The 12,372-nt window shown below is 38.4% G+C and carries 11 protein-coding genes; 1 reads left to right on the top strand and 10 read right to left on the bottom strand.

The features are described from left to right. Positions 1 to 595 precede the first annotated feature (595 nt). The 6 genes from AC6CHV_RS20200 to AC6CHV_RS20175 form a co-directional block, all read right to left on the bottom strand. On the bottom strand, positions 596 to 1,303 hold the full coding sequence (locus AC6CHV_RS20200) for an alpha/beta hydrolase (protein WP_341329715.1): 708 nt from the start codon (positions 1,301 to 1,303) through the stop codon (positions 596 to 598). Between the two features lie 425 nt (positions 1,304 to 1,728). Further along, positions 1,729 to 3,102, bottom strand: coding sequence for a UDP-N-acetylmuramoyl-tripeptide--D-alanyl-D-alanine ligase (locus AC6CHV_RS20195; protein WP_341329714.1), 1,374 nt, complete (start codon positions 3,100 to 3,102; stop codon positions 1,729 to 1,731). A gap of 243 nt (positions 3,103 to 3,345) precedes the next feature. Then, positions 3,346 to 4,431: a D-alanine--D-alanine ligase gene (locus AC6CHV_RS20190; protein ID WP_341329713.1), complete on the bottom strand. Its 1,086-nt coding sequence runs from the start codon at positions 4,429 to 4,431 to the stop codon at positions 3,346 to 3,348. Between the two features lie 242 nt (positions 4,432 to 4,673). Next, a complete protein-coding gene (locus tag AC6CHV_RS20185) occupies positions 4,674 to 5,996 on the bottom strand; it encodes a hemolysin family protein (RefSeq protein ID WP_341333462.1) in 1,323 nt (440 codons plus the stop codon). A 368-nt stretch (positions 5,997 to 6,364) separates the two neighbouring features. Next, positions 6,365 to 6,766: a MerR family transcriptional regulator gene (locus AC6CHV_RS20180; RefSeq protein ID WP_099355750.1), complete on the bottom strand. Its 402-nt coding sequence runs from the start codon at positions 6,764 to 6,766 to the stop codon at positions 6,365 to 6,367. Positions 6,767 to 7,046: 280 nt separating this feature from the next. After that, complete coding sequence (locus tag AC6CHV_RS20175) at positions 7,047 to 7,448, bottom strand: rhodanese-like domain-containing protein (RefSeq protein WP_341329712.1); 402 nt, start codon at positions 7,446 to 7,448, stop codon at positions 7,047 to 7,049. 280 nt (positions 7,449 to 7,728) lie between these two features. Between AC6CHV_RS20175 and AC6CHV_RS20170 the strand changes: the two genes are divergently transcribed. Further along, positions 7,729 to 8,178 (top strand): VanZ family protein, encoded by a 450-nt coding sequence (locus AC6CHV_RS20170; RefSeq protein ID WP_341329711.1) that lies wholly within the window; start codon positions 7,729 to 7,731, stop codon positions 8,176 to 8,178. Between the two features lie 37 nt (positions 8,179 to 8,215). On the opposite strand, the gene AC6CHV_RS20165 is transcribed toward AC6CHV_RS20170, so the two are convergent. From AC6CHV_RS20165 to nagA, 4 genes are read right to left on the bottom strand one after another with little or no spacing between them, the layout of a single operon-like run. Continuing rightward, complete coding sequence (locus AC6CHV_RS20165) at positions 8,216 to 9,133, bottom strand: DUF7916 family protein (protein WP_121448454.1); 918 nt, start codon at positions 9,131 to 9,133, stop codon at positions 8,216 to 8,218. A gap of 16 nt (positions 9,134 to 9,149) precedes the next feature. Beyond that, entirely contained in the window at positions 9,150 to 9,875 is a 726-nt protein-coding gene (locus AC6CHV_RS20160) for a UTRA domain-containing protein (RefSeq protein WP_121448453.1), read from the bottom strand. Beyond that, positions 9,832 to 10,626, bottom strand: a complete 795-nt coding sequence (gene nagB, locus AC6CHV_RS20155; protein WP_341329710.1) for a glucosamine-6-phosphate deaminase — start codon at positions 10,624 to 10,626, stop codon at positions 9,832 to 9,834. Before nagB ends, AC6CHV_RS20160 begins: the two co-directional genes overlap by 44 nt. 3 nt (positions 10,627 to 10,629) lie before the next feature. Then, a complete protein-coding gene (gene nagA, locus AC6CHV_RS20150) occupies positions 10,630 to 11,799 on the bottom strand; it encodes an N-acetylglucosamine-6-phosphate deacetylase (protein WP_341329709.1) in 1,170 nt (389 codons plus the stop codon). Positions 11,800 to 12,372: the final 573 nt, after the last annotated feature.

Genomic DNA, 12,372 nt, shown 5'->3' with positions numbered 1-12,372 from the left:
AAAATTGACTATTTAGACGGGAAATCTGTATAGACACTGGGCTTTTCGCCTCTAATCAAATGCGCCTTGGCGTATTTGTGCCCGATTTTTTAGGCCAAAAGGAAGTGGATCATAAAGACGTTGGGACATGACGTGCTCCACAGTCTTTACTCTTTTTCCTAAAAGTCACCTCTGAAAAACCGTGGCATCTGCCAGGGGCCTTAACTTTATTCAAACGGGGTTTAGACCCCTAATAAATTTTCGATGCTTTTCTTGCATTCATCCCACATACAATAGTGAGGGCTTTTCTGAATAAAGTTAAATACGATTTTTAAGCTGGATACAAATGTTTGCATCATGATCGCAAAACCTACACATGATGATAAGTGCGTGGTAGGTAGGCATCTGCCTAGTATTTATAGTAGATCAGAATCTAATTCTGCTTAAAAAAAGGACATTTTCCGTGAAATAACGGAAGTAATGCCCTCAGGGTTCACGTCCAAAAAGTTAATAAAAGGGCGTTACCAATTAATTACAAGTTATGCCCTTTTTAACACTGTAGTTGTAATCTTACCACTACCCCTTTATAAATGCAATAAAGCTGAATTTTCAATGATTAGTATATACATTCTTTTGTGGTTTCATGTAAGAATGAATCTACCTCTTTAAATAGTGTTTCCTGGTCCCCACCATAACAAACATGATGCTTTGCACATGGTAAAAAAAGGAGTCTTTTTTGCGTAGATGAGATGACTTGATTCAAGTAATGCGCACTTTTAATTGGGACAATCCCGTCGCATTCGCCTTGAACAATTAAGGTAGGCACATTTATTTGGTTTAGCAACGGCCTAATCTTTCTCACAAGCTTTCGAAATTCAATTGTCGCCGATAGAGGAGTGTCAACGATTTTCTTTTTATACCGTAAAAAAAGTTCATTTTTATGAAGATTTTTGTTTAGGCCATCGCGAAGCATTAGTTTTATATCGGAAACGAGTTGTTTTGGATTGATATAATAAGCAGCGGCACTTAGTAAGACAAGCTTTTGAATTGGAAAACGCGTTGCTAAGTAACCAGCGATTATTCCTCCCATCGAAAAACCGATGACAAATACCTGATCACAAGTATGAAGGAGCTCAACTAACTCTTTTTCTGCATATTCAATCCATTCCAAGTAATGGGTTCCCTTTAAATTCAAATTCTCACCATGACCGGGCAAGGTTGGTGTTCGGACAACCCAATCTGTTGTATGGCGGATATGCTCTGCAAGTGGCTCAACCTCATATGGAGCCCCAGTAAAACCATGTATGAACAGACAGCCAATCACCAAAATTTCTCCTTTCAATCAAATGCGCTTTGGCGTATTCGCGCCCGATTTTTAGGCCTACAGGAAGTAGGTCATAAAGACGTTGCCACAGGAAGTGGCGTATTTAGTTTTTGATCTTACTACTCGAAATTTACTTCTTAAAAATCGTGCATCCGCCGGGGCCTTTTTACTTTATTCAGTCGAGGCTGAATACAGTAAAAATATTTTTGAAATAATTGTAATGTTTTTGTAACATTTATTGTTTTCAAACGTACTAATAAGTAAGAAACAAATTTGGGAGGTTTTAAAATGGACAAGCTATTCAATGAAAACTCAGATTTTATGAAAGAACTATTATCTTACTCCTTAGGTATTTTACTGACTATTCTAATCATACTACCATTTATAAACTAGAAAAGCTCGGCAGGTGCACGCCGAGCTTTTTCTTATTTTTTGAAGGCAAAGATGACTTCCTCGAGCTTCATCCCTCTTGAACCTTTTACTAAAAGAATATCCTCTTCTGATAATAGGTTCCGTAAAGCTTCTATTAGCTTTTCTTTGTCTTGGAACGCAGAAACACGTTCTTCAGGAAAAAGTTCTTTTGCTCCGTTGGCGATATGTTCACCTAATGTACCGTATGTGAATACATAATCAACCTTGTCAGGCTGAATGAAGCGCCCCACCTCTTCATGATATTCATTTTCGTTGTCCCCAAGCTCAAGCATGTCACCCAATACGACTATTTTTTTGCCAGAGGACTTTAAATCATGAACTAGGCTGATGGCAGCTTTCATAGATAGTGGGCTTGCATTGTAAGCATCATTAATTAGTTTTGTACCGTTGACTCCCTCAATTAACTCAAGCCTCATATTCGTAATCTTAATTTGTTTCAAGCCATTTTCGATTTGGTCCCAGGATAATCCGAAATGACGAGCAACTTCAATTGCTGCCATCGCGTTATTAACATTATGTTTTCCTAAAACTGGCACATAAAATTCCTTGTTCTCCTGTTCATTAATGGAAAAATAAGTACCCTCATTTTCTTGTTTAATACGTAACGGATATAGATCATTTTTCGTTGTCTCACCAAAGGTTGTCGTATGAATATCCATTGCCTTAACCCGCTCTGTTAAAAGTGGCTCATCTCCATGATAAATAAGCAAGCCATCCTTAGCTAACCCATCAACAATTTCAAGTTTTGCCTTGGCAATTCCTTCACGAGAACCGAGATCCATCATATGAGATTCACCAATATTCGTTATAACTGCCACATCAGGACGTGCTAATAAAGTTAGGAATTCAATTTCGCCGAAAGCACTCATTCCCATTTCAAGCACAGCAACTTCCGTATCTTCTTTTAAGCGTAAAAGAGTTAAAGGCAGGCCGATATGATTATTGAAATTTCCTTCTGTTTTTTGAACACGCATTTTCGTTGATAAAACAGCTGTAACCATATCTTTTGTTGTTGTTTTCCCATTGCTTCCTGTAATCCCGACGACTTTTATCGAAAGCTCATCCCTATAGTTTTTGGATAGAGTTTGAAGAGCTTCTAATGTGTCCTTTACAAAGATAACAGGTATTTGCTGTGGTGGATTTGGTTGGTCACTGCCCCATAGTACCGCTACTGCACCATTATCAATCGCTGACTCCACAAATTGGTGGCCATTAAACGTTTCACCGATGATTGGTATGTACAGATTTCCAGGTGAGATCGTTCTTGTGTCAATGGATACACCTTCTATCACAACATTTTGGTATTGTAGATCAAGCTTTTCACCATTTGCCATCAGTGCGATTTGTGCCAATGTCTTTTTTATCATGAGATTCTCTCCTTTCATAAAGAAACACTATTCAGAATTAAGAATAGTGTTTTTTAATCAAATGCGCCTTGGCGTATTTGCGCCCGATTTTTTCGAGCTTGCTCGAAAACTTTCCTTTGAAAAATCGTGGCATCCGCCGGAGGCTTAACTTTATTCAATCTAGGTCTCAGCCCTTACTAAATTGTATACCTTTATTACATTCATTCCACCCAAAAGAGTGAGATTTGTATTGAATAAAGTTTTTTAGATAGTGTATTTAATCGTTTGTTTTTCGTTATGGCGCTCGATTGCAAGCTCAACTAATTTTTCAATAAGTTCTGGATAACTTACACCAGCTTCCTGCCAAAGTAATGGGAACATACTGAATGGTGTAAATCCAGGCATCGTGTTAACTTCATTAATGATGACCTTTCCTTCTTTTGTTAGGAAGAAGTCCGCTCTAACTAATCCTGAGCAATCAAGTGCTTTGAACGCTTTAATTGCTTCTGTTTTGACATTTTCATATTGCTCATCTGTGATATCCGCAGGAATGATGAGAGCTGTATCGCCATCTTCATATTTTGCTTTATAGTCGTAAAAATCTTTCTTCGGTACGATTTCTCCAACAACTGAACAGCTAGGATTGTCATTTCCAAGGACACCGATTTCTATTTCGCGGCCAATGATGGCCTCTTCAATAATGACTTTACGGTCAAACATGAAAGCTTCTTCGAACGCTTTTTCCAGGCTTTCACGGTCTGTTGCTTTGCTAATACCAACGCTTGAACCAAGGTTTGCTGGCTTTACAAAGCAAGGATAGCCAAGTTCTTTTTCAACTTTAGCGTACGCCTCTTCTGGATTTTGTTTCCATTCGCTACGAATATATGAAGCATATTTCGCTTGAAGCAACCCAGCTTGACCAAAGATGTTTTTCATAATGACTTTATCCATGCCAGCTGATGAAGCAAGCACACCATTTCCAACATATGGAATGTTCATAAGCTCAAGCAGTCCCTGAACCGTTCCATCCTCACCATTTGGTCCATGTAACAACGGGAACACAACATCGATTGATTCATTCTGAGCTGATTGCTGCGCAGGAAAAAGTTCTGAATTTAACGAAACAGGTGAAATGGCTGTTCCGGTCTCTTTTAATACTAACTTCTTCACGTCATCAACTGGACCTGTCAATTGATTCCCACGAATCCATTCGCCTTGTTCTGATATATAAATGGGATGAATATCATATTTTGAGTGATCTAATGCTTTGATAACAGCTAATGCGGTTTGTAAGGAAACCTTATGCTCAGCTGATTTCCCTCCGTATAGCAAGCCTAGTTTTACCTTCATTAAGCTTCCTCCTAAAAATTCGTATACCCTTTATTTTAACATTAACGCTTTTATATTATATAACAATTACATAACATTTCTATAATTTATTACATGTGTCTAGAAATGTGTCTGTCTAGGCTTGAACCTAATTTTTGAATGATGAAGTGTGTGGAATTGCTGTAGCCAGAAAAAATTGCACAATACCAACCTTAGCCAACAACATAAAAAGCCTTGACGAAAAAGTCGTCAAGGCTTTACAACTATTCTAATGCACTAGCGCTTTGGCCAATGGTGTAGATGTGTTCTTGTTGGATGTTTTTTTTAATTTCGAGTGACTTGATATGGTGACCATCCATTTCGATAATTCTAAACTCATAATCCCCAAATGGAATTTTGTCACCAGGGTGAACATCGATTTGCTCTGTTAAAATCCAACCACTTATCGTATCCACATCTGTATCGTCAATTTGTAAACCAAACAAATCGTTAACTTCTCCGATTAAGACCTTACCATCTAAGATGGTAGTCGTATCGTTAATTTTTTGGATGGCCGGTTTTTCATCTGTATCGAATTCATCGCGGATTTCCCCAACGATTTCTTCGATAATATCCTCAACCGTAACCAATCCAGAAGTTCCACCATATTCATCTATTAATATTGCCATGTGTACGCGTTCTTTTTGCATTTTTGCTAATAATTCCTGAATTGGAATTGACTCAATCACATGGATAATTGGTCTCGTATAATCCTCTATTGTTTTCCCATCTGCTCCTGTACCTGTCACAACATCGGTTAGTAGTTCTTTTAGGTTAACCAATCCAATGATATGGTCCTTATCCCCGTCAAGGACCGGATAACGTGTATACTTTTCACTCGTCATAATCGTTAAAATTTCTTGGACAGATTTGTCATTTTCAAGCGCGATGATCTCGGTACGAGGTACCATAATTTCTTTGGCTACACGATCATCAAATTCAAAAATATTATTCACATATTTATATTCAGACTGGTTAATTTCACCATTTTTATAACTTTCAGACAAAATAAGTCTCAATTCCTCTTCGGTATGGGCAATATCGTGTTCTGAGATTCTTTTAAAGCCGAATAATCCAGTTAACAAACGAGCAGAGCCGTTTAATACCCAAATGAACGGAAACATCAATTTATAGAAAAAGATTAATGGTCTAGCAAAAAACAAGGTTATTCGTTCCGCTTTTTGAATCGCAATTGTTTTAGGTGCGAGCTCCCCGACAACTACATGTAAAAACGTAATGGTCAAGAAGGCTAATGCGATTGATAAAACAGTTGAAAACGAATCCGGTATATTTAAAATACCGAATAATGGATGAAGTAAAGCCTCCACAGTTGATTCTCCAAGAAAACCAAGTCCTAGAGCTGTTACTGTTATACCTAATTGACATGCAGACAGGTATTCATCCAGGTTTGAGATGACAGTCTTAGCAGCAGTTGCGCTTTTCCTCCCTTCTGCTACGAGCTGGTCGATGCGAGTGCTTCTTACTTTTACAATCGCAAACTCCGACGCTACGAAAAAGGCAGTTAACGCAATCAAAATTGCAACCATGACCAAATTAAATATCTCCAAATAGTTTCCTTACACGTCCGAAACGAGTAAGGATTACACCTCCTAAATAGGTAAGTTTTTAGATGTTGTTCAAAAAGTCGGCCGAAAATGACACATCGAATTTCTACGTTGGCTTGCTTCTCCGTTCCTCACGTATTTACTCATACGTTCCGGTACTCAAAGCTGCAACGCCTTGAAATTCTCGGTCCTTTTTACCCTCCTTTTTGAAACTCCATTTCAGTTTTTTAGTATTCTTTCAATTAGATTACATGAAATGTTGTTTATATAAAGTATTTATGACAATGATTTTTTATTCTCTTAGAATGAATTTTTATTCTGCAAGTTTCATAACTATATGATTCTTTAACTCAAGTAAACAGAACCATAATTAACTTTGCAAGTGCCATGCTTTGTGAAGACATCTTATTCAATACCGATTTTTGTTGCTCTGCGGATAATCCCTCAAGCATCGGCTTTATTTCTTTAAGTTCAGTTTCTAGGTATTCCATTCGCTTTGATAAATCCTGTGTGTATTTTAAGACTTTCTCTTGCTCTACACGGTTTGTTTTAAATAGCTCTACCTTTTCCTTGATTTCAAGTAAAGGGATGTTTAACTCCTTATACTGTGCTACAAGATGAAGGGTTTCCACAGCTTCATCACCATAGAATCGATAGTTAGAGTCTGAGCGTTCAGGAGTTAAAATACCTAGTTGTGTGTAATAATCAATCGTACGCTTTGATACATTTGCTTCTTTTGCTAATTCTCCAATACGGTATAACTTCCCAACGGCTTCACCCCTTCTATAAGAAGTTCAATAAGTCCGGTGAAAATGACACATCGAATTTCTTCGTTGGCTTGTTTTTCCGTTGCTTACGTATTAACTACATACGCTCCGCTAGTCAAAACTGCGCCGCCTAGAACTTCTTGGTCCTTTTCATCCTCCTTTTTGAACACCCTTCTATCAGTCTTCTACTCTTCTATTATATGTATAATAAACCGTACAGTCAAACGTGATGGTTTTTCGGTACGGTTTTGACCCAATGTTTTTATTACCTTTTCTCCCTTGGGGTTTCTTTTGCTTTTAGGCTATAGAGGCCCCCTTTTATATGTGCAAGAGGCAGGTTCTTATGTCTTCTTCTCAAGACTTTGGCGGCTTGTTTACTACGTATTCCTGTTTGGCAATATAAAATAATGTCTTTATCGGTTGGAATCTCAACTTTGTTTCGTTTAATTTTAGACAATGGGAAATTTATGGCACCTTTTATATGATTTGTTTGGTATTCATAAGGGTTTCTCACATCAATGATTGCAATATCCTTTTGCTTTTTCAGTACTTCTTTAAAATCAGCTTCCGATAATTGTTTGAGGTCCTTTACTGGTTTAAAGGTATCATAAATTAAAATAATGAAGATAATGCCTAAACCTATTTGAAGCATTGTAATCGTATCCATTTTCCAACATCCTTTTCATAAGTTAATCCTATTATAAGCGAAAAATAATAGAAACGAAAAACCTATGTGACATCGTACTCTTTTTGCGTTAATGTAGATGGGGTAATAGTTTAACTTTATCCAGTAGCGGTTTAAACCCGACAAATAAAGTTAAAGCCTCCGGCGATGCCACGATTTTCCAATGAGAGTTTTTTAATCATAAGAACACGCCACTTCCTGAGGTCCGAAAATCGGGCGCAAATAGCCAAGGCGCATTTGATAAGATTGGAGTTTTATACAATTGGGACAAGCAATGAAACGATTTTTGGCTGGTATTGTGTTTATCACTTATTCATTATTTCTAATATATTGGATGTTTTTTGCATTTTCCCGGACAGAAGGAGGGGAATTCAGGTATAATTTCACACCCTTTACAACAATCAAAAATTACTTTACGTATTATGATCATTTCCCTTTTCATATTTGGATCATTAATATTGCAGGAAATATAGGAGTTTTTATACCATTTGGAATCGTGCTGCCGATTCTTTTTCCAAAGCTTTCAAATTTCTTTTTATTTATCTTCGCTTTTGTCATTGGGATCACATCCCTTGAGGTTCTGCAGCTTTTTAGTATGCTAGGTAGTTTTGATGTAGATGATATTATTCTGAATACAGTTGGGGCTGTAATTGGCTTTATTTTATTGCAAATCATGAGAATTCGTAAAGCAACACGCAAAAAAAGGAGATGAGGTCAAATACACCCTTGTATTTGGAACCTCATCTCCTTTATCGATTAACGGAAGCAGCCATTCTTATATATGTATGACGTTTTCCGCGGATAGCGATTGAATAGGTCATTATGTTTTCTGGGACAGCAATTCCATGATATCCGGCATCTCCAATATGGTAAATATCCGCACCTGCCATTTTACTAGTTAATGCAATTTGACGGATAGTTGCTTCATCAGCACCTTCTTGGCTCGTACCGATTGTCAGCATCACCATTGCTCCCTTTGAATGAACAAAACGTACATTTTTCTCGGTTGCTTCAAGAGTAATTCCCGGAACCGTCCCAGGCGCTGGCATTAAGATGACGTCTGCCCCTGCTTCTATAAAACTTTCTAACGTTTGCTCTGAAATGATTCCACTGCCCGATTCATTAGCAACACCTGCACCATGCATTTTGCCAGCGATGATAAGGCCCTCACTTCCAAGTACCTCACGAGCCTTCTTTATAGCAACAACAATTTCATTATTTGTAACGCCTGTTTTTGGATTACCCGTTAAACAAACAAAATCGAAGCCAAGCTTTTTTGCTTCACGTAAAGATTCTTCTGTTGCTAAACGCCCTTTCGGAAGCTTACTTAACGTTTCAAGTTGCATCGCATTTGGGTCAACTGGCTCTAAATTCAATCCGATGGGTCTTCCTGTTAACTCCTTTAATTTCTCGACAATTGATTCTCCCTCTTGTGCTTGAAAACCTTCTACAAAAGGAGAAAACACATCAAAATAATTAAAGATTAACAAATCGGCGCCAAATGCTGAGGCCATTTCTGCATTCGTCACTGCCGGATACATGGGTTGGAAGGAACCAATCACCTCTGATAAAATGACTCTTCCCTCTGAGGCTTTTATGGCTTGCTTTAAGTCCTGGCCGTTCATTTTTTTGAAGTCTGAGGCTGTGCAATCTAATAGACGTTTCAAGATGTTACCTCCTAAATTATGTTCGAACCATTTCGACCTTATATTTATATCGGTCAGCTCTATAATAGGATTTTACAAATTCGAGCGGCTGCTGACCCTCTAGGTATGAAATTTGCTGAATGTAAAGAACAGGTGCTCCTACCTTAATTCCTAAAGCAGCCGCCTCACGCTTGTAGGCAGTAGTTGCTTCAAGCTCCTGGACCCCAGAAGTAAGATGTAATCCAATTTCACTCTCCACATACCGATAGATAGAGTGCTCCGCCACTTCTTTTGTTAAGCCGGGCACTAGATCTTCTGACATGTAAAAAACTTCAAACGCAATCGGCTGCTGGTCTGCTAGTCGCAAACGTTCTATTTGGTAAACCTTAGCCCCTTCTTCTATCTGTAGTTTAGAGGCAATCAGTGAATCTGCTTCAATTACTATAAAATCTAAGACCTTTGTTCCTGGCTCAAGCCCTCTAGAACGCATATCCTCAGAGAAGCTCGTTAAGCCCCGTACATTCTTCTCAAATTTCTTAACTGCTACAAAGGTCCCTTTTCCTCGTTCCCTTTGTAAGTAACCTTCATTCACAAGATTAGTGATAGCTTGTCGTACTGTCATTCGACTGATTTGGTACTTCTCCGCAAATTCCCTTTCAGATGGGATCATTTCACCAGGCTTAAGCTCTTTTTTATCGATTTTTTCACGAATATATTGCTCAATCTGAAAGTAAATAGGTACGGGTGAATTCTTCTTTATCATGAGCAAAGCCCCTCTTCACTTCAGCATCCACCAATGAAAGTGCCTCTTCATCCGCAATAATTGTTACGTCAGGGTGATTCTTAAGAACAGTTGCTGGAATCGTTTCAGTAACTCCCTCGTTGATTACCTTTTCGAGAATCTCTGCTTTTGATTTTCCTGATATGAGTAAAAGGATTTTCTTACTTTTCATTATCGTGGAAATTCCCATTGTAATTGCATGTGTTGGTACTTCATCAATGTTATTAAAAAAGCGCAAATTCGCTTGGCGTGTCGATTCTTCAAGCTCAACAACATGTGTTTTTGCATTAAAAGATGTTCCAGGTTCATTAAAACCAATATGGCCATTAACTCCAATTCCAAGAAGTTGAAGATCGACCCCACCTAATTCCGAAATCACCTTTTCATATACTTGGCACTCTTCTTCGTAATCCTCTGCCAATCCGTTAGGAATATGGATATTATCTTGATTAATATTGATATGTGAAAAAAAGTTTTCCATCATGAAATGGTGATAACTATTAGGATGGTTCTTTTCAATTCCTAAATATTCATCGAGATTTACAGTATGAACTTGCTCATAGGACGTCTTATTTTGTCCGTGGTCCTTAATTAACTCCTTATAGGTTCCAACAACTGTTCCACCAGTTGCAAGACCTAATAGCGAGTTTGGTTTTTCTTTTACTTGATGTGAAATGACGGCCGCAGCATATTGGCTCATTTCGTCAAAATTTTTAACTGCTACAACTTTCATCTGTTATTCCTCCCTATTTGAATACGCAAGTTTTCCACGACAAATTGTCATGATTACTTCTAATTGATCATTCACGATCACAACATCAGCATCTTTTCCAGCCTTAATACTACCTTTTCGATCAAACACATTTATTTGCTTTGCCGGATTAACAGCTGTCATTTGTATAATGTCTTGTAATGAACAATCTGCGAATCTCATCATATTTCGAACTGCATCATTCAATTTTAAGATACTTCCTGCTAAGGTTCCATCTTTTAATACTGCACGTTCTCCATTCACGATTACTTCTTGTCCACCTAGGTCATATGTGCCTGCGCCAAGGCACTTCGCACGCATCGCATCGGTTACAAGAATGGAGCCTTCACTCCCTTTAACTTTATAGGCAAACTTAACCATTTTTGGCGCTATATGAATCCCATCTACAATCATTTCACATTTTACTTCATCATGTAAAAGAACAGCACCAGCTACACCCGGCTCACGGTGATGGATTCCACGCATCCCGTTAAATAAATGGGTAGCATGAGATACTCCAGCTTCTATCGCAGCCTCAACCTCATCGTATACGGCATCAGAATGGCCAATGGAAGCAACTACACCTGTATTTTTCAAATGGGCTGTTAGCTTTAGACCTCCTGGTTCTTCTGGTGCCAATGTAACAAGACGTATATTATTGCCTGATAAGGTTTGCCATTGTTTAAACAGTTCCACATCGGGGTTAATAATATTATCTGGGTGCTGTGCTCCCGCTCTTTTCGGAGATAAAAATGGCCCCTCTAGATGTGCCCCCAAAATTTCTGCATGACCTGTACTTTGTTTTGGCATATAATCAGCGATATTCCCAATTGCATGCTCTATATCTTGCTTCGACTTCGTCATCGTTGTTGCAAGAAAACTTGTTGTACCTTCCTTAGGCAATGCTTTTACCATTGTTTCTAATGCATCAGGGGTTGCGTCCATAACATCTGCCCCGCTTGCCCCGTGTATATGTAAATCAATCATACCTGGGATTAATGAGTAAGATTCATCAAAGTTGACAACTTCATCTTGATCACTTGCTTGGAAGTCAGCCATTGGCGCTACTCTCTTAATCCTTTCCCCATCGATTTCAATAAACCCTTTTTCGATGATACCGTCTTCTGCGTATATAGTTAGGTTAGTAATAAACATGTCAAGGACTCCTTTTATGTTTCATCTCATTCATTATATCTTGAATGAAGGCTAGTTGTCTATACCACTCAATACTTTGTTATTTTTACCTTACTTTTCCCCTCTTATCCTAAAATTATTGTGTTTTATAATAAATAAAAGAACCGTCCAACTTGGATAAACGGCTTATTTGGGGTCGCAAACATACCAATTATCTTGTTAATAACAACCTTAGCAAAAAAGCTATTGAGCAATTCAGATAAACTTCGGACAAGCGGAAGGAATTTCATTGCGGGTGAGTCCGAAGGTTGGCTGGCTTCAGAAAAGAAGAGGCTTTTTTAGCGTGGTTGAGTCCGAAGTCGAGCTTACTTCAGACAAGCAGAGGCAGTTTCATCGCCGTTGAGTCCAAAGTTATGCTGACTTCAGACAAACAAGGGCTTTTGCAGCTACGTTCTGTCCGAAGATGAGCTGGCTTCAGACAAACAAAGGCTTTTTCTGCTCAGTTCTGTCCGAAGGTGAGCTGACTTCAGACAAACAAGGGCAGTTTAAGCTCAGGTCTGTCCGAAGGTGAGTTGGCTTCAGACAAGCAATGGC

This window comes from Ferdinandcohnia sp. GQ5, from assembly GCF_059759275.1.
Note: the sequence above shows the minus strand (reverse complement) of the source record. Positions and strands in the feature narration are given on the sequence as shown.